23 protein-coding genes are annotated in these 23,922 nt (G+C 62.6%); 19 read left to right on the top strand and 4 right to left on the bottom strand.

What is annotated here, in order from left to right:
- Positions 1-176 precede the first annotated feature (176 nt).
- Together HCR84_RS14090 and HCR84_RS14085 are read right to left on the bottom strand one after the other, a co-directional pair.
- Positions 177-1,415, bottom strand: coding sequence for a Fic family protein (locus HCR84_RS14090; protein WP_166980006.1), 1,239 nt, complete (start codon positions 1,413-1,415; stop codon positions 177-179).
- A 234-nt stretch (positions 1,416-1,649) separates the two neighbouring features.
- Positions 1,650-1,874 (bottom strand): DUF1016 N-terminal domain-containing protein, encoded by a 225-nt coding sequence (locus tag HCR84_RS14085; protein ID WP_244972498.1) that lies wholly within the window; start codon positions 1,872-1,874, stop codon positions 1,650-1,652.
- Here HCR84_RS14085 and HCR84_RS14080 point away from each other — a divergent pair.
- From HCR84_RS14080 to HCR84_RS14050, 7 genes are all read left to right on the top strand, one after another.
- Positions 1,873-2,310, top strand: coding sequence for a VOC family protein (locus tag HCR84_RS14080; protein ID WP_166980009.1), 438 nt, complete (start codon positions 1,873-1,875; stop codon positions 2,308-2,310). The genes HCR84_RS14085 and HCR84_RS14080 overlap by 2 nt on opposite strands.
- 55 nt (positions 2,311-2,365) lie before the next feature.
- A complete protein-coding gene (locus HCR84_RS14075; protein WP_276511779.1) occupies positions 2,366-3,328 on the top strand; it encodes a Gfo/Idh/MocA family protein in 963 nt (320 codons plus the stop codon).
- 64 nt (positions 3,329-3,392) lie between these two features.
- On the top strand, positions 3,393-3,677 hold the full coding sequence (gene clpS / locus HCR84_RS14070; RefSeq protein WP_166980011.1) for an ATP-dependent Clp protease adapter ClpS: 285 nt from the start codon (positions 3,393-3,395) through the stop codon (positions 3,675-3,677).
- On the top strand, positions 3,677-4,198 hold the full coding sequence (locus tag HCR84_RS14065) for a DUF2017 family protein (protein WP_166980012.1): 522 nt from the start codon (positions 3,677-3,679) through the stop codon (positions 4,196-4,198). The genes clpS and HCR84_RS14065 overlap by 1 nt, the downstream gene beginning before the upstream one ends.
- Positions 4,199-4,218: 20 nt before the next feature.
- Positions 4,219-5,244, top strand: a complete 1,026-nt coding sequence (locus HCR84_RS14060) for a glutathione S-transferase family protein (protein ID WP_166980013.1) — start codon at positions 4,219-4,221, stop codon at positions 5,242-5,244.
- A 102-nt stretch (positions 5,245-5,346) separates the two neighbouring features.
- Positions 5,347-6,522, top strand: a complete 1,176-nt coding sequence (locus tag HCR84_RS14055) for a glycosyltransferase (RefSeq protein ID WP_338040101.1) — start codon at positions 5,347-5,349, stop codon at positions 6,520-6,522.
- A gap of 83 nt (positions 6,523-6,605) precedes the next feature.
- A complete protein-coding gene (locus HCR84_RS14050) occupies positions 6,606-7,994 on the top strand; it encodes an LLM class flavin-dependent oxidoreductase (RefSeq protein ID WP_166980015.1) in 1,389 nt (462 codons plus the stop codon).
- A gap of 9 nt (positions 7,995-8,003) precedes the next feature.
- Here HCR84_RS14050 and HCR84_RS14045 read toward each other — a convergent pair whose 3' ends face one another.
- Complete coding sequence (locus tag HCR84_RS14045; RefSeq protein WP_166980016.1) at positions 8,004-8,579, bottom strand: dihydrofolate reductase family protein; 576 nt, start codon at positions 8,577-8,579, stop codon at positions 8,004-8,006.
- A gap of 209 nt (positions 8,580-8,788) precedes the next feature.
- On the opposite strand from HCR84_RS14045, the gene HCR84_RS14040 reads away from it, so the two are divergent.
- The 5 genes from HCR84_RS14040 to HCR84_RS14020 all read left to right on the top strand — a co-directional run bounded on the left by HCR84_RS14040 (position 8,789) and on the right by HCR84_RS14020 (position 14,558).
- Entirely contained in the window at positions 8,789-10,438 is a 1,650-nt protein-coding gene (locus HCR84_RS14040; protein WP_166980018.1) for a DHA2 family efflux MFS transporter permease subunit, read from the top strand.
- A gap of 150 nt (positions 10,439-10,588) precedes the next feature.
- Complete coding sequence (locus HCR84_RS14035; protein WP_166980020.1) at positions 10,589-12,055, top strand: HNH endonuclease signature motif containing protein; 1,467 nt, start codon at positions 10,589-10,591, stop codon at positions 12,053-12,055.
- 307 nt (positions 12,056-12,362) lie between these two features.
- Positions 12,363-12,809 (top strand): DUF6069 family protein, encoded by a 447-nt coding sequence (locus HCR84_RS14030; protein ID WP_166980022.1) that lies wholly within the window; start codon positions 12,363-12,365, stop codon positions 12,807-12,809.
- Between the two features lie 22 nt (positions 12,810-12,831).
- Complete coding sequence (locus HCR84_RS14025; protein WP_166980024.1) at positions 12,832-13,956, top strand: sensor histidine kinase; 1,125 nt, start codon at positions 12,832-12,834, stop codon at positions 13,954-13,956.
- Entirely contained in the window at positions 13,953-14,558 is a 606-nt protein-coding gene (locus HCR84_RS14020) for a response regulator transcription factor (RefSeq protein ID WP_166980026.1), read from the top strand. Before HCR84_RS14025 ends, HCR84_RS14020 begins: the two co-directional genes overlap by 4 nt.
- 4 nt (positions 14,559-14,562) lie before the next feature.
- Here the strand turns inward: HCR84_RS14020 and HCR84_RS14015 are convergent, their stop codons facing one another.
- On the bottom strand, positions 14,563-15,060 hold the full coding sequence (locus HCR84_RS14015) for a mycothiol transferase (RefSeq protein WP_166980028.1): 498 nt from the start codon (positions 15,058-15,060) through the stop codon (positions 14,563-14,565).
- Between the two features lie 157 nt (positions 15,061-15,217).
- On the opposite strand from HCR84_RS14015, the gene HCR84_RS14010 reads away from it, so the two are divergent.
- From HCR84_RS14010 to HCR84_RS13980, 7 genes are all read left to right on the top strand, one after another.
- On the top strand, positions 15,218-17,368 hold the full coding sequence (locus tag HCR84_RS14010; protein WP_166980030.1) for an ATP-dependent Clp protease ATP-binding subunit: 2,151 nt from the start codon (positions 15,218-15,220) through the stop codon (positions 17,366-17,368).
- Between the two features lie 66 nt (positions 17,369-17,434).
- Positions 17,435-18,676, top strand: coding sequence for a sensor histidine kinase (locus HCR84_RS14005; RefSeq protein WP_166980032.1), 1,242 nt, complete (start codon positions 17,435-17,437; stop codon positions 18,674-18,676).
- Positions 18,673-19,341 (top strand): response regulator, encoded by a 669-nt coding sequence (locus tag HCR84_RS14000; RefSeq protein WP_166980034.1) that lies wholly within the window; start codon positions 18,673-18,675, stop codon positions 19,339-19,341. The genes HCR84_RS14005 and HCR84_RS14000 overlap by 4 nt, the downstream gene beginning before the upstream one ends.
- 73 nt (positions 19,342-19,414) lie before the next feature.
- Complete coding sequence (locus HCR84_RS13995) at positions 19,415-20,434, top strand: hypothetical protein (protein ID WP_166980036.1); 1,020 nt, start codon at positions 19,415-19,417, stop codon at positions 20,432-20,434.
- Between the two features lie 45 nt (positions 20,435-20,479).
- Positions 20,480-21,190, top strand: a complete 711-nt coding sequence (locus tag HCR84_RS13990) for a FadR/GntR family transcriptional regulator (protein WP_166980038.1) — start codon at positions 20,480-20,482, stop codon at positions 21,188-21,190.
- Between the two features lie 90 nt (positions 21,191-21,280).
- Entirely contained in the window at positions 21,281-22,930 is a 1,650-nt protein-coding gene (locus HCR84_RS13985; protein WP_166980040.1) for an ABC transporter substrate-binding protein, read from the top strand.
- A gap of 51 nt (positions 22,931-22,981) precedes the next feature.
- Entirely contained in the window at positions 22,982-23,917 is a 936-nt protein-coding gene (locus HCR84_RS13980; RefSeq protein WP_166980042.1) for an ABC transporter permease, read from the top strand.
- Positions 23,918-23,922 lie beyond the last annotated feature (5 nt).

Raw genomic sequence — 23,922 nt, 5'->3', positions numbered from 1 at the left:
CGCCCCGACCCGACGGTCTGCGGAACTCACTGCGAGAACCGAGTGGAATGGCTCGGCACAGCGAGACCCACGGGACGCCGCGTGGCACCGCGATGGCGTCGAGACCGCGCATTCGCTCGGCGCTGCTCTCGCTCTCGCCGGTGATTCCCTCATCTCTAATTACACCTGCGGTTTCGTTACTGGGCAGTGCGTCTGGCGTCGTTGGCGTACTCGTCAAGGACGCCCAGGATTCCGTTGTGCTGCCAGACGCGATTTCGAGATTGTCCCGTGCGCTCTACGACTATTCCACGTTCGGTCAGAACAGAGAGAGCGCGAAGGATGCTCATATCGCTTACGTGGAGAGCGTTCATCAGATACTTGGTGTTGACGATGGGCTGTCCAATGAGCAGGGGGAGCACTCGCCACGCCACGGACTGCGGGCGCAGCCCCGCGAGCGTCGCGCGGTCGCCTTCGAGCTGATCATGCAGGTTATCGACAAGACGACGTCCGGTCACCGCTGCGAAGCGAGACGCGTCAGCGAATCTGCGCACGATGGGGCCAGCATCTCCGTTGCGATATGCGCTGAGGGCTGCAAAATACGTGCGCGTGTCCGTAAGCAGGCCCCCCGAAATCGGTACCGTGGTGTGAGTAGCCATGCCTTTGTTGCGCAGTAGCGCCTGGGCGAGTGCTCGTCCGGTGCGTCCATTGCCGTTTGAAAACGGATGGATGGTTTCAAACTGCGCGTGTGCGACGGCAATGTGCACGAGCACTGGAATGTCTGTTCGTTGCATAAACCGAATGAGGTCGTCGATTGCGCTCGACACTCGGGTGTGCTGCGGGGCAATGAACTCTGCTCCAATCGGACCGGCATTGTCTCGGTTGCCGATCCAGACGAGTTCTTGTCGATACGTTCCGGCCTCATCCCGGAACAGATGGTCGTGCGCCATCAACTCACGGTGCATGCTCCGGATCGAGTCTGAATCGAGAACGCCTGAGAGTCGAAGCGCGGCTTCCATTGCACGAACATTGCCAACGACAGAAAGCGCGTTGGCTTTGTCTCCCTCCTCGATCTCAGCGAGTGCAAGTTGCTTCGCCGACGTCGTCAGCAGTTCGATCTGGCTGCTTGACGCGCTTTCCGTGCGGAGCAGAATCGCCGCCATGGGGCCCAGTGCCGGGTTATTCTGCCCCAGGCGAGTGAGCGCATGGCGGTCGAAGTCCGCGAGTGCGAGGGCAGCCTCCTCAATGTTTGTGGCATCCTCGCCAGAGAGTTCCGGCGTCCACTCATGAATGGCGGGGGTAACTGCTGATTCATACGTGCCGGTTTGTCGTTTGACCTCGGCGTGCGAAAAAATGCCCGGATTCCGGGGGCGCCACTGACGAGTCTCTCGGCTGAGAGGTGAAATCCGGATCTCGCCGGGAAGTCGATCTGTGGGCATGATTCAAGCTTACCAACACATCTATACCAAAGTGTTGGTACTGCGTGTGATAACCAACACTTCGCACCGTTCGGCCGCTCCGCACTCCGTTGCCGCGAGCGCACGGCAACGTTGTCGTCAAGCGAAGGAACCTCGATGTCACTGCACGCGATCGAACTCATCGGCGCCGCCTTGATGGCTGCTGACAGGTGGTGATCGAGCGGCGATGTGACCAGAGAACAATTGTTCAACAGATCATTGGACAATTGCCTTTTGATCGCTCCAAGCATGCGCGAACCGACGCATGTAGAAGAGATTTGCACGGGAGAAACCCTTCATCGAGGGAAACTCTGCGCGCAAATCTTGAGCACGTCGCTCGACTATGCTCGACCCCCAAGATTCATGCTTCTGTCGTTCAAGAATTGTTCGCCCGATTCGCCACTGGAGTTGAACGGCACAGCTCGATACAGTGCGACCCATGGGCATCACAATGGAAAACGTTGGCATCGCCGTACGCGATTTGGAAGAAACAATCTCATTCTTCAGCGATCTGGGGCTCACCGTGGTCGGGCGGGACGAAATCAGCGGCGAGTGGGCGGACACCGCTGTCGGACTTGATGGCAACCACGCGAAGATCGCACTGCTCCAGACTCCTGATGGGTCCGGTCAGCTTGAGCTTTTCGAATATGTTCACCCAGATGCCATCCAGACGCTGCCGACTCTGCCGAACGAGATCGGCATGCACCGCGTTGCCTTCTCCGTCGACAACATCGACGAGGCTCTTGAGATAGCGGCACAGCACGGTTGCCGACCGCTTCGGGGCGTGGCGACGTATGAAGACGTCTACAAGCTCACATACGTGCGCGGACCGAGCGGCATCATCGTGATGCTCGCCGAGAAGCTCTCCACGGACTAGACACCGATCGACTCGCGCAGCTGCGCGCGCGTCGCCTCGGCGTCGCGCTGCTACGTTGGCTTCAAGCGAAGGAGCGTCGATGGCACAGCACACGATCGGACTCATCGGCGCTGGTTTCATGGCGGCAACGCACACCGCGGCGTGGAAGCAGCTCGGTTTCGACATCGTCGTGTGGTCGCCGCGTTCGGCAGAGGCGTTTGCCGCCGAGCACGGCGTGACGGCCGCGGCATCCCTTGACGATCTTCTGCGCGACGCGACGATCGTCGACATCACGTCGCCGACGCCGTACCACGCCGAGCAGATTCGCGCGGCGATCTCGGCCGACCTGCCGATCGTGTGCGAAAAGCCACTCGCGCGCACGGCCGACGTCGCACGGGACCTCGTGCGCTCGGCCGAAGCGGCGGAGATTCCGCTGTTTCCCGCCCACGTCGTGCGATACATGGAGCCCTATGCGACAGCGCACGCGACAGTTGCGTCCGGCGCCCTCGGACGAATTTCCCGCGCGGAGTTCACTCGCGAGGCTGCGACACCGGCCGGAGGCTCATGGTTCGACGATGACGCTGCCTCGGGCGGCATCCTCGTGGATTTTCTCATTCACGACTACGACCAGGCGCGTTGGATGTTCGGGGACGTGCAGCGCGTCGAGGCGACGCAGAACCCCGAAACGGTCGACGGTGTCGTTCCGCAGCTCGTCGAAGCGCGTGTGACTCTCACGCACGTCGGAGGTGCGGTGACCGAGGTGACGGGGCGATGGGGGCCAGCCGACACGCGATTTCGTGCCACTTTTCGCATTGAGGGCGACGCCGGATCGATCGATGACGACTCAACGGCCCAACGCGACGCCGAGTCGGCCGCCGCGCACGGCGACGCGTATCTCGCCCAGCTGGGCGACTTCGCCGACGCGATTACCGATGGTGCGCCGACCCGGGTGACGGCGATCGACGGCCTCGCGGCCGTGCGCATTGCCGAGGCGGCGCATCGCTCGGCGGCATCCGGTACTGCCGTCGGGTTGATCTGACCGCGGGCTGAAACCTGAGGGAAAGACGGATGCTTCGCGGCCCGAGAGGTGTCAGCATAGAGGTATGCCGCAGACCGACGAAGACACCAGACTCGACGAGCAGCTGACGCTCGGCTCGCCCTGGGTGACGATCGTCTGGGACGACCCGGTGAACCTGATGACCTATGTGTCGTTCGTGTTCCGCAGCTATTTCGGCATGAGCGCCGAGAAGGCTGAGCGGCTGATGCTGACTGTGCACAATGACGGCCGCGCCGTTGTCGCAAGCGGTACGCGCGAAGAGATGGAGAGGCATGTCACCGCAATGCACGGTTACGGTCTCATGGCAACGCTGCAGAAGGCGGGCGGGTGATGAAGGCTTTTCGCCGGTCAGGAGACCACGTCGAGGCGCAGTTTGACGACATCGAGGTCTCGGTTCTGACAAACCTCACCGAGCAGCTGCGCTCACTGATCGCTGGAGTCGAATCGGGAGGCGCGATCGATGACGCGGCAGGAGACCGGCTTTTCCCGCCCGCCTACATGAACGACGAGGAGGCGGCTTCGGAATTCAGGCGCTTCACCATCGGCGACATCGCGCTCGCCAAGAAGGCAGATGCCGACGCCGTTCTCGAGACGTTCCGCGATCAGGGTGCGCTGCCCGTTCAGATGGGAACGACGACCGAGGTGCGCATCGGCCGCGAACAGGCACTTCGATGGATGCGGTCGCTCACCGACCTGCGGCTGAGCCTCGACTCGCGCATCGCCGAGCCGACGGACGAACTCATCGCAGAGCTCACCGACGATGACGTCGAATCGCTGCGCGGCATGTATGACTGGCTGACGTTCGTGCAGGGAACGCTGATCGAAGCCGTCGACAAGCTCGACGCCCAGTGATTGCGACGTATGGTCGAGACATGGCTGATTCGACGGATGCTGACGCGCGCTACGTAGAGCCAGGGCGGCCCTACGATCGCGACACAAACTACATTGAAGACCGCATTACGCGCGACGGGCGCGATGGCTGGCCGGTCGAGGCCGGACGGTATCGCCTTATCGCAGCGCGCGCGTGCCCGTGGGCAAACCGCACGATAATCGTGCGCAGGCTCCTCGGGCTCGAGGGAGCGATCTCGCTCGGGCTTCCCGGGCCGACGCACGACCAGCGAAGCTGGACTTTCGACCTCGATCCGGGCGGCGTTGACCCGGTGCTGGGCATCGAGCGGCTGCAGCAGGCCTACTTTGCGCGCTTCAGCGACTACCCTCGCGGAATCACCGTTCCGGCGATCGTCGACGTCGCCAGCGGTGCCGTCGTCACAAACAACTTCCCTCAGATCACACTCGACTTCGAAACCGAGTGGGCAGAGTTTCACCGCGAGCGGGCACCTGACCTGTACCCCGAGGGGCTGCGCGACGAGATCGATGAGGTGAGCGAGCTCGTCTACCACGACGTGAACAACGGTGTGTACAAGGCGGGATTCGCGGGGTCTCAGAATTCGTACGAGCGAGCGTACACCGCACTCTTCGAACGTCTCGATTGGCTGAGCGAGCGCCTCGAACGGCAGCGGTTTCTCGTGGGGGACACCATTACCGAAGCTGACGTGCGGTTGTTCACAACCCTCGCGCGCTTCGACGCCGTGTACCACGGGCACTTCAAGTGCAACCGTTCGAAGCTCGCCGAAATGCCGGTGCTGTGGGCGTATGCGCGCGACCTCTTCCAGACTCCTGGATTCGGCGACACGATCGACTTCGAGCAGATCAAGGCGCACTATTACGTCGTGCACCGCGACATCAACCCGAGCGGAATCGTTCCCGTCGGCCCAGACGAGAGGCCCTGGCTCACCCCGCACGGTCGCGAGCAGCTGGGCGGCCGCCCGTTCGGCGACGGCACGCCCCCTGCTCCGCCACGAGACGGCGAAGGCGTGCCTGAACTGCGCTCGGCGTAGCGCGCGCTTCGGGCACGCGGGTCTGCGGTGAGGGCACGCTCTGGGCGAAACTCACGGTCGAGGCGAAGGGGCGCCCGGTATTGTTAGCTGACAATGCACATCATGATCGCGACTGACCAGCATCCTGAGTCGCTTGGCGGTGCGCAGGTTTCGATTCGACTGCAGAAGAAGTTTCTCGAGAAGGCCGGCCACCGGGTGACCATTGTGGCCCCCGGCATGCATCGCGAGCACCCGCAAGACCCCTGCTACGTCGACCTCCCGTCGTTTCCCATCACCTTCGACCGCGAATACGCGCTGACACGCCCCGGCCGTCGAAGCGATCGCGCACTTGACGCTGAGATGGCTCGTCGCGGCCCCGCCGACGTCGTGCACATTCAGGGCGACTTCTGGGGCGCCGCCATCGGGCTCCGATTTGCCCAGCGACACAGCATTCCCGTTGTGCTCACGTTTCACAACAACATGGAGTTCGGTTTGCGCAAGACCGTCCCCTTTCCCAAGGTCGTCACGAAGATGCTGCTCGCCATCGAAGGGCGTTCGCTCGGCGGCCAGCTGTCGCTGCTGCGCCCAGACGCCTGGCGCTACCTCAACGAGCTCGCCCTCAGAGCGGATGCTGTTACGGCGCCCAGCAATCACTTCGCGGCGCTTCTTCGCACGAAGGGCGTTGCGCAAGAGATCGACGTCGTGCGCACCGGAGCAGACGACGAGGTGATCGACCAGGTGCTTGACAGCCGCGACCCTGACGCGAAGAAGTCGCGCCCCAGCCTCGTGTGGATGGGCAGAATGAGTCACGAAAAGCGCATTCTCGAGTTTCTTCAGGCAATCAAGCGATCCGGAGTCAATGCGGAGGTGCGCCTCTACGGCCAGGGACTTCTGCTCTCAAAGGCGCGAGAGTTCGTCGCGAAGCACAAGCTGCGCGACCGCGTCGTCTTCGCCGGAAAAGTGCCGTATCAGGAGGCGCTCGCGGCAATCGCCGACGCCGATGCGCTCGCGCAGACCTCCATCGGCTTCGAGACGCAGGGCATGACCGTCTTCGAGGCGGCGGCGCTGGGAACGACGTCGATCGTGTGCGACCCGAAGATCGCAGCCGAACTTCCCGAAGGGGTCTACGTCGAACCCGAGAACGATTCGATCGACGCGCTCGCAGAGACGATCACGCGGTTCGTCGACTCCACAGCATCCGGTGAGCTCAGCCGACCTTCGCCGAGCGCCGCCGACACGCTGCGCCAGAGCGCGCAGACAGCGCGCATGATCGAGATCTACGAGCGCGTCATCGCCTAACTCGGACCGATCGCAGCGCGCACTGTGACGAAATGTGAAACGTCGAAGGTGACGGATGCTGTCAGGCGGAGCATCCTTGGTGAATGACCCGCCAGATTCGCTTCAACGCTTTTGACATGAACTGCGTCGCTCATCAGTCCTCCGGTCTGTGGCGGCATCCAGACGACCGCTCGCGTGAGTACAATACGATCGAGTACTGGACGCACCTTGCCCAGCTGCTGGAGCGCGGCAAGTTCGACGGGCTGTTCATCGCCGACGTGCTGGGCACCTACGACGTCTATGGCTCGAGCAACGAGGGCGCAATCAAGCACGGCGCGCAGGTGCCTGTGAATGACCCGCTGCTGCTCGTCTCGGCGATGGCCGCCGTCACCGAGAACCTGGGCTTCGGCGTGACCGCCGGAACGGCATACGAGCATCCGTATCCGTTCGCCCGCCGCCTGACGACGCTCGATCACCTGACGAAGGGCCGCGTCGGCTGGAACGTCGTCACCGGGTACTTGCCCAGCGCTGCGCGCAACATGGGGCACGACGACCAGATGGAGCACGACGACCGCTACGACTACGCTGACGAGTACCTCGAGGTGCTCTACAAGCTGTGGGAAGGCTCGTGGGAAGACGACGCCGTGCAATACGACCGTGAGTCGGGCGTGTTCACCGACCCGAGCAAGGTGCACGAGATCGGCCACGAGGGCAAGAACTTCACGGTTCCCGGCATCCACATCTCCGAGCCGAGCCCGCAGCGCACGCCCGTGATCTACCAGGCCGGTGCCTCACCCCGCGGCGTGACGTTCGCCGCAGAGAACGCCGAGGCCATCTTCATCGCCAACTCGACGAACGATGGGCTGAAAGAGACGGTCACGCGCATTCGCGACGGCCTCGAAGCGGCTGGGCGCGGGCGCTACGATGCTCGCATCTACGCGCTCATCACCGTGATCACCGACGCGACGCCCGAGAAGGCGCAGGCGAAGTTTGAGGACTACCTCAGCTACGCCAGCCCGGAGGGCGCAGCCGTGTTTCTCTCGGGGTGGATGGGCGTCGACCTGTCGAAGTACTCGCTTGACGAGCCCGTTGGCAACGTCAAGAGCAACGCCATTCAGTCCGCCGTCGCCAATGTGCAGCGCGGCGCTGACGATGGCACCGTTTGGACGGTCGGAGACATTGCGAAGCAGGGAGCGATCGGCGGCCTCGGCCCGTACATCGTGGGAAGCGGCGAGGAGATCGCCGACCAGCTTCAGGACATCGCTGAGCACTCAGACGTCGACGGCTTCAACCTCGCCTACGCGGTGACGCCCGGCACGTTCGAAGACATCGTTGAGCACGTGATTCCCGTTCTGCAGTCACGGGGTGCTTACCAGACTGAATACACTCCGGGAACGCTGCGGAACAAACTGCAGGAGAAGGGCGACCGTGTTGCACCCGAGCACCGCGCCGCCCAGTTCAGCTACCGCAACTGGGTGCCGCAGCAGAGCTGAGCCGGGGCGTCACGCCACGGCGTACCGATGCATCGCGACCCCGCCCTCGAAGAGGCGATGCTCGAGCAGATCGAGCGTCAGCTGTGGGGGCGGGTCGTTGAACAACGGACGACCGCGCCCCAGCCAGGCGGGGTGAATGAACAAGAGCAGCTCATCGAGCAGGTGGGCGCGATGCAGCGCCGTCGCCAGCGTTGCGCCGCCGACACCGATGTCACCATCGCTGTCTGCTCGAAGCTCGGCAAGCTGAGTGATCGCGTCATCGCCTCCGATGACCCGGGTGTTGTGATCGGCCGTGGTTCGTGTGCGTGAGACGAGCACCTTGGGCTTGGTCGTCCAGATCTCGCCATACTCGCGCAGGTAATCCGGCAATGACGAATCGTTGCGCGCGTTCGGCCAGAACGGATCCATGATCTCGTAGACCGAGCGACCCTGAACCATCATCGTGAGGGCCTGCGCCCGGGAATTGAACTCACGGTGAAGCTCTTCCGTGATCAGCATCCAATCGCCTCCGCCGTCTTCGCCGGGGTCTCGCTCGATGTAGCCGTCGACAGAGACGTTCATCCAGTACACGAATCGCGCGGTCATGGTGCTCCCTTCGCGCGACCCCGCTGCACGCCAAGAGCGTCGCTGCGTCCCGCTTTCTTGCATTGTCTACCGCTGAGCTCGCGGAGTAAACACCGGGGAACATAAACATCGCTCGTCGTGTGCGAATGCGTCCTTTGATCGATGCCCCACCACCCTCGAGTGCGTAGTCTCTGAGTGTGCCGGGTTGTCTCCGGCAGAAAGAAGCACCGATGTCATCGGTCAGCACACAGCAGACGGCGGGCAAAAGACGGTGGATCGGCCTCGGGATGCTCGCGGCATCGCTGTCGATGATCGTGCTCGATGGCACGATCGTCGGCGTCGCCCTTCCGACGCTGATCGCCGATCTCGACCTCGAGGTGAGTGAGGCGCAGTGGGTGAACGGCATCTACTCTGTGGTGTTCGCCGCGCTGCTGCTGACGACGGGGCGCCTCGGAGATCGGTTCGGCCGGCGCCGACTTCTCATCATCGGCATCGTCGTCTTCGTCGCGGGCAGCGCTATCGCGGCCCTTGCCACATCGGCGGGAACACTGATCGGCGCGCGGGTTGTGCAAGGCGTTGGCGGGGCGCTCATTCTGCCGACGACGCTCTCAAGCGTCAACGCCACATTCCGTGGCAAAGACCGCGCGATTGCGTTCGGCGTGTGGGGTGCCGTGATCTCGGGCATGGCCGCTCTCGGACCGCTCGTCGGCGGGTGGATTACGACGTCGTTCACGTGGCAGTGGATCTTCATCGTCAACGCTCCGCTCGGCGCGATGCTCATCGTGGGGGTTCTGCTCACCGTTGATGAATCGCGCGAGAAGATCGAGGTTCCCGGGCTTGACGTCGGCGGTCTGCTGCTCAGCGTTGCCGGCTTTGGGCTGCTGGTCTTCGGACTCATCGAGGGGGAGTCACTTGGCTGGTGGGCGCCGACGTCTGAGCTCACGATCTTTTCGTGGACCTGGGGAACGGATGCCGCGATCTCGGCGGTCCCTCCCGCGCTGCTGCTGGGCGCGGCATCCCTCGTCGGTTTCGTGCTCTGGGAATTGCGCCGTGCAGGGCACGCACGATCGGCGATTCTCGACCTCAGTCTGTTTCGTGTGCGCACGTTCCGCTGGGGCAACCTCGTCGCCCTCTGCGTGGCAATCGGGGAGTTCGGGCTGCTTTTCGCGCTACCTCTATTCATCGTCAATGCGCTGGGCGTCACCACGCTTCAGGCGGGACTCGCGCTCGCCGCAATGGGGCTCGGCGCGTTTGTCGCTGGCGCTCAGGCGCGGCACGTCGCCGCTCGCTTTTCGGCTCCGACAACCGTGCTGATCGGACTCGTGCTCGAGACGATCGCCGTCATTGTGCTTGTGTTCGTTCTGACGGCATCCATCTCGCTGTGGCTTCTCGCCGCGGTGCTCGTCGTCTACGGGCTTGGGCTTGGGCTCGCCTCGGCGCAACTCACGGGAACGGTGCTCGCCGATATCCCGGTGGAACAATCGGGCCAGGGCTCTGCGACGCAGAGCACCGTGCGGCAAGTGGGGTCGGCGCTGGGGACGGCGGTGATCGGAACGGTGCTCGCGGCGTCGCTTGCCGGAGTGATTCCGGTGCACCTGGATGCTGTCGAAGGTCTGCCCTCGCAGCAGGCGACGTCGATCTCTGACGCGACTGTCAGTGCGGCGGGCGGCACGATTGCTCCGCTGCGTGAGGAGGGCACCCATGGCAAGCTCAGCGCTGCGGCACCGGATGTCGTCGCTGCGCTGTCAACAGGAATGGCAGATGCAACGCGCATTTCACTCGGTGCGGCCGGGGTCTTCCTCGCTCTCGGGGCGGTCGCGTCCACGGGGCTGCGGCGCACACGTGGCACGAAACCGGCCCGCGTCGACTCTCGTGAATAGATTGAAAAGGCGCCGAAACCGATATCTTCTCTCTTCGACGTCGTCGCTTCTTCGTCCACAGGTGGAAAGTTTTGCGAGTTATCCACAATAGGTGGTTTGACCGGGGATTTGTGTCGATGGAATGTCAGTGGTCGGTGGCAGACTTCAGTCATGCAAAACGCAGCAGTGGCATCAGCATTCGACCCCGAAGAGGGTCCGGATGCTGTCGCTGCGCGTGCCGCTGATAATGCTCTGGCGGGTGTGGCTGAGCTTGCGTCGATCGACCCGACGGAACTCTCCGCGAATGCGCTTCTGAACTACGTCGGCGTCCTGGGAAACATCACCCGCCTTGTCGAAGGCCGCCAAGTCGCCAATGTGGGAGATATTGCACGCCGTTCTGACACGGATGCGGGGTTTGATGGTTTGGCTGCCCGTCACGGCGCGAAGAGCCCCACAGCGCTGTTTGAGACGATCACGGGGGCGAAGAACTCCACCGCATACCGATACACGAAACTCGCCAAACACACCACACCGCGAGTCTCCGACACCGGACTACCGCTCGAGCCCGTGTTCGTTCAAACCGCTGACGCACTCGCCCAAGGCACGATTGGTCTGGATGTTGCCGAGTCGATCACCAGCACTCTCGCACCGATTCTTCCTCGGGTGGCACCAGAGCAGATCGACTGGGCCGAAGCGACACTGATCGGCAACGCCACCGGTGCATACGGTGAAGTGCCACTCACCGCAGATGCCATACGTGGGCAGGCCCGCGTGTTTCGTGTTGCTCTGGACCCTGACGGTGTCGAACCCACAGCAGAAGAACTCCATGAGGCACGCAAACTGGTCTTCAAACACCAAGACGACGGATCGATGAAGATCACCGGCACACTGTCACCGGAGCAGGCAGCGATCGTGACACCGGTGTTTGATGCGTGCATGTCGAAGAGAACGTCGCCGACGTTCATGGAAACCGAGGAACTCTCCGCGCACGGCCAAGAACCAGAACCCCGGTCGAAGCCGCAGGAACGCGCAGACGCGTTCACCGCGATGATCGCCGGTGTGGGGAAGATGACGTCCACACCGAAACTCCACGGCCGCGGTCCCACGGTGATGGTGACGGTGAAGAACGAGGACCTCGACGCCGGTACCGGTGCAGCTTGGTCACCGGGAACACCAGCACCGCTACCGATGAGCTTTGTGACACAGATGCAGTGCGATGGCGACACGATGAACGTCACCATTGATGAGCATGGTGACGTGCTCAACCTCGGGACCGCGCAACGGCTGTCCACCGCGAAGCAGCGTCTGGCGTTGATTGCTCGTGATGGGAACACCTGCGCGGCTGCCGCGGACTGTGACATTCCGGCGTGGCTGTGTGAAGCGCATCACGTGCAACGGTGGGAAAACGGCGGCCGAACAGATGTTGCAAATGGCCTGATCGTCTGCTGGTATCACCACAGATTGCTGGAACGCGGCGAATGGTCCCTCACCCGCGACAAAAACGGCCACCCCAGACTGATCCCACCAGGCTGGTATGTGAACCGACGGTATCTAGGACGGCGACGCCGCATCACAGACAACGAAGACGACGACCGTGACCCTCCAGACGATCATCGAGATACCGGGCCGCGCACCTGACGTACGCGGCGGCCCCGGAACACCATACGCACGAGTCAAACAGCTCGAAGCGCTACGAGGTGTGCCCGGTGGCCGATCGGCTTCGGGCCGGTCGTGAATAGATGAAGCCCTTTTCGCAGGCAGCCGACAACGCCGTCGTCGGTTGGCGCTTGCACACGTTTGACGTCGTGGGGCGAGACATGACATCCACCGCGTCATCAGATAATCAGCCTGCACTAGGACATTTGTCCTGCAAATGTCGGGATATCGCCATCTGCCTTCACGACCCGTGTCATTCCTATCGTCGAAAGTAACGAAGGGAAACATCATGACCGCACCCCAGACCACCGTTCAGACACCACAGCGAAACCGTAGAGCACGGCGTTCGCTCACCAGCATCCTGGTCATTGTGATCGCCGCGCTTGCCGCCGAACTCGTGTGGGCAATTGCCGTTCCTCTCGCTGGCCTCGAGCTCGTCGTGCCGCAGGCAGGTAGGACCGTTGAGCCGGTGTCGATAGCGGCATCCGTCGTTATCGCCGGGCTTGCTGCTTGGGGGCTGCGGGCGATCATGGCGCGCACACGGAAGGGCCTGAACGCCTGGACAGCGATTGGTGCCGTTGTGCTTGTGCTCTCACTCGGCGGGCCAGCGCTCTCTGGCGCGATTGGTGCCGTGCTCAGCGTGCTGATGATTATGCACGTCGTCGTGGGAATCGTTCTGATCGTCGGGCTTCGCTTATCCGTGCGCTTCGGCCTCGCCCAGCGGACGACCGCGTAACGTGAACTCAGGGAGAACACTGATGACCGACCGAAGTATGACGGCAGACTGCGACGATTGGGTGGTCGGACCGCTCATGCGCCGCCGTCCTTGGTTTGCGCTTGTCTGGCTGCCAATTCTGCTGATCGCGCCCCTCGTGACGAGCATCACCTCCGGGCGCACCGCAGAGACGATCGCCTACGTCGTGATCGCCGCCTGGTACATCGTGACCGTCGTGCTGCCGTATCGGCAGGTGCCGCGCTGGTATGCAGAAGCAGCGTTCGTTGTATTGACCGCACTCGTCATCGTGCAGTTCGTAATCTCAGGATCGGGCCAGAGCTTTCTGTATCCACTGCTCGCGATCGCGGCAGCCACAACAATTCGGCTGCGCTACGCCGCCGGCATAGTGATGGCGCTGTCGATCAGTGGCACCGTTGCCGAAGGCATCGAGTCGATGTCGCTTTCACGTGCGCTGCTCTTCGGCTTTGCGGGTGTCATGGCGGGAATGAGCACCTACCTCATTCGATACCTTGTCGACACGGTGGCTGAACTGCGTGCGACACGGCGGCGACTCGCCGGACTCGCGGTTGCCGAAGAACGACAGCGCTTCTCCCGTGATCTGCACGATCTGCTGGGGCACACGCTGTCGGTCATCGTGGTGAAGGCAGAGGCGATTCGTCGCCTCGCGGCATCCGACCCCGACGCCGTCGTGGGGCACGCACGAGGCATTGAAAACGTCGGGCGCACAGCTCTTGCCGATGTGCGCCAGACCGTCGCCGGGTATCGCGAGCTGACACTTGAACACGAATTGGCCGGCGCCGTCGAAGCGATGAGGGATGCCGCGGTGAGCGCTGAAACATCAAGCCCGACGCCCCCATTGTCGCCGCAGGTGGATTCGCTTTTCGCCTGGGTGGTGCGCGAGGCGACAACGAACGTTCTGCGGCATGCGAACGCCACTCGATGCACCGTCCGCATCACGTCCGACGACGCGGGCGACACGATGGAGATCGCAGACAACGGCCACGGCGCCGTCGCCGCCGAATGGGGCTCGGGCATTCGCGGCATGCGAGAGCGTGCGGAGCGCATCGGTGGAACCCTCGACATCAGGTCTGATGCCAGAGGATTCGCGCTGACGGTGAGCGTTCCGCGAGAAGGGAACACCCCGTGATCTCGATTGTGATCGCCGAAGACCAGACGATGATGCGCTCGGCGCTGACGACTTTGCTCGAGCTGGAGGGCGATCTGAGAGTCGTCGCCGGTGTTGGGCGCGGAGACGACGTCGCCGACGCCGTTCGCCAGCACACTCCCGATATTGCGCTTCTCGACATCGAGATGCCCGGGAAGTCCGGCCTCGACGCCATTTCCGATGTGCGACGTGAGAGCCCCACAACCGCCGTCATTGTCGTCACGACGTTTGGCCGTGCCGGGTATCTGCGCAGGGCGATGGATGCCGGGGCGCGCGGGTTTCTCGTCAAAGACGATCCGGTCGACGAGCTCGCGGCAGCCATCAGGCGCGTCGTGGCGGGGGAGACCGTCGTCGATCAGCTGCTCGCCGCCCAGGCGCTGAGCGCGGGGGAGAACTCGTTGAGCCAGCGGGAGGCTGAGGTGCTCGCGGCGTCGGATGGCGGCATTCCGATCTCCGAGATCGCCGAGAAGCTGCATTTGTCGTCGGCAACGGTGCGCAATTACATTTCGGCGGCGATCGGCAAACTTGGCGCCCGCAATCGGGCGGAAGCGCTTGAGCTGGCACGTCGCAACGGCTGGGTGTGAATGACTACTCGAAGATGAGCCACTGGCGACCATCGATGAGTTCGCGTGCCGCATCCAGATGCCCCGCGTGTGTGGCCGTCTCGATCAGCATGTGCAGCACGACATCGCGCACGGTGGCAAGGCGGTAGTCGCCGAAGAGCGCGTCTGGCCACCAGCGCGGAGCGGCATCGAACGATGTTGCCAGCAGGATTGCATTCGAGCGCTCACACGCATCCTCGTAGAGTGCCCTCGCTTGAGACCCCGTCAGGTGTGGCGGGACGTCCCAGCCATCACCACCCGAACCGACCCAGTCGATGACAGCGCGATCTCCGGCAACGGTGCCGCCAAACCAGAATCGCTCGTCGTCAAGTGCCAGGTGATGCAGCATCGCGGTAATCGACCACCCGCTGGGCAGTACTCGTTTTTCCATCGCCTCGTTATCGAGCCCCTCGACGATGCCGAGTACGTGCTGTCGTTGGCTGTCGAGTCGTGCGAGCAGCGCCGCATCTGCCGGGGTTGTCATGCCCACACATTACGGGTCGGCGGAAAATCTGCCAAAGAGACGCCTGCAAACTGGCATTGCGGGCCGTCTCGCGGTAAAGTTGAGCATGAAAGACTCAAGTTTTGATTTCACCATTGATTTTCAGGAACAGTGATCTGCGCAGGCAGGAAGGACACACATGGCAAACATGCAAGGTGCGCCCTCCACGCAGGAGGACGCCAAGAGCGCACTTGAGCAGTTCGGCGTCAACCTCACCGAAATTGCTCGAGCGGGCAAGCTCGACCCCGTGATTGGGCGAGATGCCGAGATTCGTCGGGTCAGCCAGGTGCTGACGCGTCGCACCAAGAACAACCCCGTGCTCATCGGCGAACCCGGCGTCGGCAAGACGGCCGTCGTCGAAGGGCTCGCTCAGCGCATCGTCGCCGGCGACGTTGCCGAGTCGCTCAAAGACAAGCAACTCGTCTCTCTCGACATCTCGGCGCTTGTCGCCGGAGCAATGTATCGAGGCCAGTTTGAGGAGCGCCTCAAGAGCGTTCTGAAAGAGATCAATGATGCCGAGGGTGAGATCATCACCTTCGTCGATGAGCTCCATCTGCTGATGGGAGCTGGTGGCGGAGAGGGCTCCGTCGCGGCATCCAACATGCTCAAACCCATGCTTGCCCGAGGCGAGCTGCACCTCATCGGCGCGACAACCCTCGACGAGTACCGCGAATACATCGAGAAGGATGCCGCACTCGAACGTCGCTTCCAGCAGGTGTACGTCGGAGAGCCCAGCGTCGAAGACAGCATTGCGATCTTGCGTGGGCTGAAGGGTCGCTACGAAGCGCACCACGGTGTCACGATCACCGACGCAGCGCTCGTTGCTGCGGCATCGCTCAGCAACCGCTACATCACATCGCGTCAGCTCCCAGATAAGGCGATCGACCTGATCGACGAGGCAATGAGCCGACTGAAGATGGAGATCGACTCGTCGCCCGTCGAGATCGATGAACTCAAGCGCCAGGTCGACCGCATGAAGATCGAGGAGCTCGCCCTCAAGAAAGAGAAAGACGACGTCTCGAAAGAGCGCCTCGCCAAGCTGCGGGAGGAGCTCGAGGTCAAGCAGGAGCAGCTGTCGCACCTTCAGGCGCGGTGGGAGCGAGAGCGAACAGGGCTCAACAAGGTCGGAGACCTCAAGAAGAAGCTCGATGAGGCGAAGACCTCCCGCGACAAGGCGATGCGCGAAGCGAACTACGCCGAAGCATCGAAGCTCGAGTACACGACGATCAAGCAGCTGACCGAGCAGCTTGAGCAGGCAGAGCACGAGAGCGAGCCTGACGAGCCGCGCATGGTGAACGAGCAGGTCACCGATGACGATATCGCCGCTGTCATCGCCGCGTGGACGGGCATTCCCGTCGGCCGACTTCTGCAGGGCGAGACCGAGAAACTTCTGCACCTCGAATCGGAGCTCAGCAAGCGTCTCATTGGGCAGCGGCGCGCAGTGTCGGCCGTTGCGGATGCCGTTCGGCGCAGTCGCGCGGGAATCTCGGACCCGAACCGCCCGACGGGGTCCTTTATGTTTCTCGGCCCGACGGGCGTCGGCAAGACCGAGCTCGCCAAGGCGCTCGCGGAATTTCTCTTCGACGATGAGAAGGCGATGGTGCGCATCGACATGTCGGAGTACGGCGAGAAGCACACGGTGTCACGTCTCGTCGGTGCCCCTCCCGGATACGTCGGATATGAGCAGGGAGGCCAGCTCACGGAGGCGGTGCGCCGTCGCCCCTATTCGGTGATCCTCCTCGACGAGATTGAGAAGGCGCACCCCGAGGTGTTCGACGTGCTGCTTCAGGTGCTCGATGACGGACGGCTGACCGATGGTCAGGGCCGCACCGTCGACTTTCGCAATACCATCCTGATTCTCACGTCGAACCTCGGCTCGCAGTTTCTCGTGGATCAGAGCCTGTCGTGGGAAGAGAAGGAGCAGTCGGTGCACGATCTCGTGCGCCAGGCGTTCAAGCCCGAGTTCGTTAACCGTCTTGATGACATCGTTGTGTTCTCCACGCTCACGCAGGAGGAGCTGGGCGAGATCGTCGAGCTCTATATCGACAGATTGCAGCGGCGACTTGTCGAACGACGTCTCGACCTCGCGGTCACGCCTGATGCACGGTCGTGGCTCGCGGATCGCGGCTACGATCCGATTTACGGAGCGCGCCCACTGCGTCGGCTGATGCAGAAGGAGATCGACGACCGACTTGCGACGTCGATTCTCGGGGGCGAGATTCACGATGGCGACACGGTGCGCGTCGATTTCGACGCCGCGGGCGATCAGCTCACCGTCGTCTCGGTCTGACCGAGTTGAGGGCGCTTCCCCCGCGCGGGGGAAGCGCCCTTTGCCGTTGTCGGGCACGATGGACTCGTGACCGGTCATACGAAGGCGACATTGCTTGTCGGAGCCTCATGGCGTCGTCTGCTCGTGCTGCTCATCGGAGGGCTTGTCTCTATACCGTATGGCGCGATCGTCATCTGGGCCGTCGCGTTGTGGACGAGCGACGACGCAGCCTGGTACGCCCGCTGGTCAAGCGTTGCCGTCGGTGTGTTGCTGATCGTGCCAGCGATACTCCCCGTGACGCGCGCTCTTGAACGCACCGTCGCGTCGCAGCTTCTCGACATTTCTGTGCCTGAACCACGCGTCAGGGCACAGTTCTCAGACACGGCGCGTGGCGCACTCTTCTTCGCCGGGCACATCGCCTCTGGCGGCATCCTGATTCTCGGAATCGCCTTTGTCTTTCCCCTGCTCGTCGTTTTGATCGGCGATGGGCTTGGTGGAACGGGGGCGGGTGCCGAGCTGATGCGCGATGCGTTCGCCGTCGCCGTTGTCGATGAAGCGACGGCGCTGGCCCTCGGTGCCGTCGCCTCAGCACTCATCGTCGGGTTCACCATCGGCGCGTGCTACTTGCTGCCGTGGTACGCGGCGCTGCTGCTCGGGCCATCGCGCGACGAGCAGCGGGCCCGCGACGCGGAGGCAGCGTCGGCAGCGCAGCGACGTGGGGCGCTCGCGCGCGACGTGCATGATTCCGTCGGTCATGCCCTCACCGTGACGACGATGCAGGCATTTGTCGCTCGCCGTGAGATAGAGCATGATCCGGATGCTGCGAGGGCGGCGCTCGCCGAGATTGAGCGAGTGTCACGCAGCGCCGTCGCCGAACTCGACTATGTGCTCTCGGTGCTGCGCGACGGCGAAGGGGCGCGTGACGATCGCGCCGCCGATACGCGCACGCTCGGCGACGTCGGGTTGCTCGCCGAGGAGACGCGTGCGGCAGGATTTGCCGTCGAGCTTGCGATGGAGGGCGAGCCAGAGCGGTTGCCCGCGAGTCTCGGCCGTGAGGCATACCGTGTGGTGCAGGAGGGCGTGACCAATGCGCTGCGGTACGCCGCGACTCCGCGCGTCTGCATCGAGATTGCGCTTTCGGGGGACGATCTCCGTATTCATATCGACAATGAGACGGCTGCCGTTCGCGCCATCGACGGCCGAGGGCTTGTCGGCCTGCGCGAGCGGGTAATCGTGCTGGGTGGGGAGTGCCACGTGACGGTAGGTGATGGCCGATGGCGGCTCACAGCCGTTCTGCCCACCCGAGGGCCGACGGGAAGTGCCGCATGAGCATTCGCCTTGCGCTCGTTGACGATGAGCCTCTCGTCCGCGCCGGGTTGCGCGCCATTCTCGAGGCAGAACCCGGCCTCAGCGTCGTCGGCGAGGGCGCGGATGGTGATGACGTGCAGAGCCTCGTCGACGAGTTCGCGCCCGATCTGCTCGTCATGGATGTGCGGATGCCGCGCGTGAGCGGCATCGAGGCGACACGGCGCCTCCGTCAGCATCCGGGCGGGCCGCGCGTGCTCATTCTCACCACGTTCGACAGCGACGATCACGTGTACGAGGCGCTCAAGGCCGGGGCTGACGGCTTCGTCGTGAAACGCGCGGAGCCCATGGAACTCGTGCGCGCCGTGCAGATCGTCGCCGAAGGCGAATCGCTCCTCTATCCGGCGCACATTCGCCGGTTCGCCGCGAGGCAGGGATCTCACGGGGACAAGCTCTCTGCGGCACATCTCAGCGAACGGGAGAGAGATGTGCTGCGCCGTGTCGCTCGCGGACTGTCAAATGCGCAGATCGCGGACGAGATCTTTGTCGGAGCGGAGACGGTGAAGTCGCACGTGGCAAGCATCCTGATGAAGGTTGGAGTTAGAGATCGCACGCAGGCTGTGATCGCCGCATACGAATCGGGGTTCATCGAACCCAATACCGCCGAGTCTCGCGACGATACGCGCTGAATTCCCCCGTGCGGCACGCGTATTCCCCCGGGCAGGGGGAGACTCGCGGTACGTCTGTCGCGACGCTGGAATCATGAATACGTCACCTCACATCCCAGCCCGTGAGTCGGGCACCCAGCACCGTCGCAGCCGCATTACTCTGATTGCTGCGCTCATCTGGTCACTTGGCCTTGCAACAGCATCCGTTCTCTGGATAACCGGCATTGTCGGTGCTCCGTTCGGCACCTTCATCGCCGCGGACTTCGCCGCGCTGATTGACGCTCTGCCAACCACTGTCGCGTCGCTGCTGATCTGCGTGGTCGGCATTGTCGGCGTTGGCATCGCCGCGACGGCTCTTACGCGACGGGATGCCCCGCCCGTCACCGTTCTCGCCGTCTTCGCTGGGGTGCTCGCGCTGTTCTCCACCGTTATCGTCGCCGATGCGAAAGTCATGGCTGTGATCGGTTATGCGCTCAGCTTTCGCCTTGTGCCGCTCAACGCCCCGCTGATTCTGCAACTCGCGATGCTGCTGGGGTCGGCCATCTGGATCGCTGCGGCCGTGCGGGCGCCCGCAGGGCGAATCGTCGCGGTTGATGGGCGACGTCCCTCCGCGCTCGCGAAGGCGGCGGTTGCCGTCGCTGTCGCCATTCCGCTCATCTACGCCGCTGTGCGGTTCGCTTGGGCGGCCGGCATTCCACTAGGCATCTCAGACCAAATGTTGGCAGACGGCCAGGAATCGGGGCTCTGGACAATCGGCCTCGGCCTCGCGAGCGTGGCAACCGCTGTCGCGTTGCTGACGCTCGGTCTCGTGCAACGGTGGGGCGAGCGTCTGCCGCGATGGGTGCCGAGTCTTGGTGGCCGACGAGTTCCCATCGCCCTCGCTGCGGTTCCCGTCACGATCGGCGGGCTTGCGATCTTCGCCGGGGGAGTGATGTTCGTTCGCGTTGTCTCGACGGGGACGTTCCCGCTCGGAGAGAACTGGGCGACCGTCGGGCCCGAGCTGCTGTGGCCGCTGTGGGGCATCGCGCTCGCCGTCGCTCTCGTCGAGTACCTCCGGCGGCGCGTGCGCATTGATCGCCCTGCGACGAACGCAACCATTGACACTAGTCACTAAGTCATCTAATCTCTTAAACACTTCCCCAACGATGAAGGATGTCTGATGCTCACGACCTCACGCGGCGCAAGTCTGTCGTATTCGCTGGCACAGGGGATTTTGGAAATGATCAGCGATCGAGGTCTGACTCACGGCGACGTGCTGCCGAACGCACGCACGCTCGCCGAGCACTTTGACGTGACGATTCCGACGATTCGCGAGGCTCTGCGCACTCTGGAGGCAACGGGAGCCGTTGAACTGCGTCATGGTTCTGGCACCTACGTCGGCGCCAATATCGGACGGCTCGTGCTCCCTAATCCGAACGGTTTGGATCTGACGGGTGACATCCGGCTGCAGATGATCAATGCGCGCTTCGTGATCGAGCCTCAGATTGCTGAACTCGCAGCCATCTCGCGCGACGGAGATGCGGGACTCGAGGCCCTTGAAGAGTCGCTGGACAGCTCTGATTGGGCTCTGCCCTCCGTGGTGACACCCCAGCTGAATTTTCATCGGGAGCTCGCCCGCGTCGCTGGAAACGTCGTGCTCTATGAGGTCGTCGACTCACTCCTCTCGTTGCGGTCGAGAGAACATCGCGAGATCCGCAGAATGTACGACCGCAAGAAAGACCATGCGCAGCACCGCGCGATCTACGACGCCGTCAAGAAAAACGACGCCGCACTCGCGCACACACTCATGCACGAACATCTCAGCGACATTCGTGCCGTTGTGACAGAAGAAGCGCTCACCGCCCAGAAGGACGATCCCTCAGCTAGCTGAACAGCGCAGAACATTCCCGCCATCGAGGCAGTATGCCTCGAGGCTCAGCCCCGCTATGCCTGAAACCAGTGACTGCAAAGGAGCAGCATCATGAAGAAGCATGTGACAGCTCGATCGAAACGGATCTTGCTTTCCGCACTCGCCGGAGCATCCGTCGTCGCTCTCGCGGCCGGGTGCTCCGGAACCCCTGCCGGTGAGAGCCCGAGCGAGCCCGTCGAAGGCGGCGCATTGACGTTCGCTCTCGACTCCGCGCCCGATAATCTCGATCCCGGATCCTCGAGTTCTTCCGTCAACGCCGAGGTGATGCGCCAGGTTTTCGACAGCTTGGTCTGGCAATCACCCGACCACGAATTCAAACCGTGGCTCGCCGAAGATTGGGCGCTGAGCGACGATGGCACCGAGTACACGTTCACCCTGCGTGATGGAGTGACGTTCCACGATGATTCTCAGCTTGACGCGGCATCCGTCTGCTTCAACTTCGACCGGGTCACTGACCCCGAAACCAAGTCACGCTCGGCGATCTCTGCACTCGGAGCGTTCTACGAGGGCTGTGAGGCGAGTGGTGATCTCGAGGTGACTCTGTCATTGTCACAGCCAGACGCCACATTCCTGTCTGGTCTCAGCCAGGTGTGGTTGGGAATTCAATCTCCGACGGCAATTGAGAAGTACGGCGATGACGTCACCACCCATCCAACGGGAACCGGACCATTCGTCTTCGACAGCATGGCGTTGAACAGCAATGTTGTGCTCACCAAGAACGCTGACTACGACTGGGCGCCCGAGGGAATGAAGCATTCGGGTGCTGCATACCTCGACACCCTCAAGTTCCTCGTCGTCACCGAACCGACAACGCGTTTCCGATCCATTGGCAATAACGTGGATGCCGCTGAGACCATCGCCACGCAGGATGTGGCGACAGCAAAGGACGATCCCGCGCTCGGCGTCGACGTCGTCTCGGTTCCGGGTACGCCCTACCAACTGTTCTTCAATGAGTCACACGCACCATGGGACACCGTTGATGCTCGTAAAGCTGCGCGGATGGCCATGGACATTCCCTCGATCATCGAATCTCTGTACTTCGGCGTCTTCGACCGGGCATGGTCCCCGCTCTCGCCGGCGAGCAAGTATTTCGATGATTCCCTCAAGGACTCGGTCTCTTACGATCTCGACGCGGCGAAGGCTGCTTTCGACGACCTCGGATGGGTTGTGGGAGACGATGGCTACCGCTACAAGGACGGAGAGATTCTGAAGCTTGACTATCTGGTGCCTTCGGCAAAGCGTGAGAAGCGACAGCAGGTTGCGCAGTTCCTTCAGGAGAATCTGAAGGACGCAGGAGTAAAGGTGAACCTGCAGTTTCTGGCGAGTGGACCGTACAGCGCGACGCGTGACAAGAACGATTACGACGTCATGGGTCTGAGCCTCACGAGTGGGTACAGCGCTTTGGGAGCGATTTATGACTCGGACAATTACCCGGCACCGGGCAAAGGCAACTACTACAACTACGCTCAGCTGAAGTCCGATGAGGTCGACGGCTGGATCGAGAAGGCGCAGCTGTCAGCAGACGACGCAGAAGCCGAAACGTACTGGAAGAACATTCAGCAGTATGTGATCAAGAACGCCGTCAGCGTGCCGATCTACAACTTCAACTACACAGTCGCTTTCGCCGCCCACGTGCACGACATCTCATATAACTGGAAGAGCTACCCCGTGTTCTATGACTCGTACGTGACAGAGAAATGATTTCGCCAACATTCGCAATGACGCAGCTGGCAGGGCAAGGAGCGTGACGACATGGGTTCAGTGATCCTTCGACGAGTGCTGATCGCTATTCCCGTTGTCTTCGGGATTACCGTTCTCCTGTTCGTCACGCTCCGGGTTCTGCCCGGCGACCCGACCGAGGCTCTGCTCGCGGAAGTACCAGTGACCACGGAAGTGCGCCAGCAGCTCACAGAGCAGCTGGGGTTGAATCAACCGCTGCTCGTTCAATACTGGAACTTCATCTGGCATGCCCTTCAAGGCGACCTTGGGCGGTCCTTCACAACCGGACAGGGCGTCACCGACATGATCCTGTCGCAACTGCCCGCGACCATCAGGCTCACCATCGCCGGTGTTATTTTGACCGCAGTCTTCGGCATCGGCTTCGGAGTTCTCGCCGCGGCATTCCGTGACACGTGGGTTGACAGCACGATAAGGATCTTCAGCCTCCTCGGAACCGGGATGCCGGTCTTCTGGACAGGGTCGCTCCTGCTCCTGGTCTTCTCCTTCCAATTTCACATCTTCCCGTCAACGGGCAACTCCGGCCTCAGCCACCTCGTCTTGCCCGCTATCGCACTCGGGTTCTTGTCGGCAGGGCTGCTGACGCGGCTTGTTCGAAACAGCATGGTCGAGTTGTTTGGCGAGAGCTTCGTGCTCGCGTTGCATGCCAAAGGACTTTCGCCTCGCGTCGTCACCGTTCGACACGTGCTGCGCAACGCTTTGATTCCGGTTGTGACGGTGATCGGCCTGCAGGTGGGAGGACTGCTCTCTGGTGCTGTGATTAGCGAGATTGTGTTCTCCAGGCAAGGTCTTGGGCGCCTGCTGGTGACAGGAATCAACGGCCAGGACTTCCCCGTCGTGCAGGGCACCGTGCTCGTTATTGCACTCATCTACGTCGGTGTGAACATCGTTGTCGATGTGTCCTACGCCTACATCGATCCTCGCGTCCGCACGGCGATCGCCCAATCTTGATCGAC

Source organism: Paramicrobacterium fandaimingii (genome assembly GCF_011751745.2).
Classification (GTDB): Bacteria; Actinomycetota; Actinomycetes; order Actinomycetales; family Microbacteriaceae; genus Paramicrobacterium; species Paramicrobacterium fandaimingii.
The sequence above is the reverse complement of the archived record's forward strand: the minus strand, read 5'-3'. Positions and strand labels throughout refer to the sequence as shown.

Excerpts from the sequence above, each read along its gene's own strand:
- HCR84_RS13985 (WP_166980040.1), top strand. The coding sequence starts at position 21,281 with ATGAAGAAGCATGTGACAGCTCGATCGAAACGGATCTTGCTTTCCGCA.
- HCR84_RS14080 (WP_166980009.1), top strand. The coding sequence starts at position 1,873 with ATGGGCATCACAATGGAAAACGTTGGCATCGCCGTACGCGATTTGGAA.
- HCR84_RS14050 (WP_166980015.1), top strand. The coding sequence starts at position 6,606 with ATGACCCGCCAGATTCGCTTCAACGCTTTTGACATGAACTGCGTCGCT.
- HCR84_RS13995 (WP_166980036.1), top strand. The coding sequence starts at position 19,415 with ATGAATACGTCACCTCACATCCCAGCCCGTGAGTCGGGCACCCAGCAC.
- HCR84_RS13990 (WP_166980038.1), top strand. The coding sequence starts at position 20,480 with ATGCTCACGACCTCACGCGGCGCAAGTCTGTCGTATTCGCTGGCACAG.
- HCR84_RS14055 (WP_338040101.1), top strand. The coding sequence starts at position 5,347 with ATGATCGCGACTGACCAGCATCCTGAGTCGCTTGGCGGTGCGCAGGTT.
- HCR84_RS14060 (WP_166980013.1), top strand. The coding sequence starts at position 4,219 with ATGGCTGATTCGACGGATGCTGACGCGCGCTACGTAGAGCCAGGGCGG.
- HCR84_RS14030 (WP_166980022.1), top strand. The coding sequence starts at position 12,363 with ATGACCGCACCCCAGACCACCGTTCAGACACCACAGCGAAACCGTAGA.
- HCR84_RS13980 (WP_166980042.1), top strand. The coding sequence starts at position 22,982 with ATGGGTTCAGTGATCCTTCGACGAGTGCTGATCGCTATTCCCGTTGTC.
- HCR84_RS14035 (WP_166980020.1), top strand. The coding sequence starts at position 10,589 with ATGCAAAACGCAGCAGTGGCATCAGCATTCGACCCCGAAGAGGGTCCG.
- HCR84_RS14065 (WP_166980012.1), top strand. The coding sequence starts at position 3,677 with ATGAAGGCTTTTCGCCGGTCAGGAGACCACGTCGAGGCGCAGTTTGAC.
- HCR84_RS14015 (WP_166980028.1), bottom strand. The coding sequence starts at position 15,060 with ATGACAACCCCGGCAGATGCGGCGCTGCTCGCACGACTCGACAGCCAA.
- HCR84_RS14025 (WP_166980024.1), top strand. The coding sequence starts at position 12,832 with ATGACCGACCGAAGTATGACGGCAGACTGCGACGATTGGGTGGTCGGA.
- HCR84_RS14045 (WP_166980016.1), bottom strand. The coding sequence starts at position 8,579 with ATGACCGCGCGATTCGTGTACTGGATGAACGTCTCTGTCGACGGCTAC.
- HCR84_RS14000 (WP_166980034.1), top strand. The coding sequence starts at position 18,673 with ATGAGCATTCGCCTTGCGCTCGTTGACGATGAGCCTCTCGTCCGCGCC.
- HCR84_RS14040 (WP_166980018.1), top strand. The coding sequence starts at position 8,789 with ATGTCATCGGTCAGCACACAGCAGACGGCGGGCAAAAGACGGTGGATC.
- clpS (WP_166980011.1), top strand. The coding sequence starts at position 3,393 with ATGCCGCAGACCGACGAAGACACCAGACTCGACGAGCAGCTGACGCTC.
- HCR84_RS14085 (WP_244972498.1), bottom strand. The coding sequence starts at position 1,874 with ATGGGTCGCACTGTATCGAGCTGTGCCGTTCAACTCCAGTGGCGAATC.
- HCR84_RS14090 (WP_166980006.1), bottom strand. The coding sequence starts at position 1,415 with ATGCCCACAGATCGACTTCCCGGCGAGATCCGGATTTCACCTCTCAGC.
- HCR84_RS14010 (WP_166980030.1), top strand. The coding sequence starts at position 15,218 with ATGGCAAACATGCAAGGTGCGCCCTCCACGCAGGAGGACGCCAAGAGC.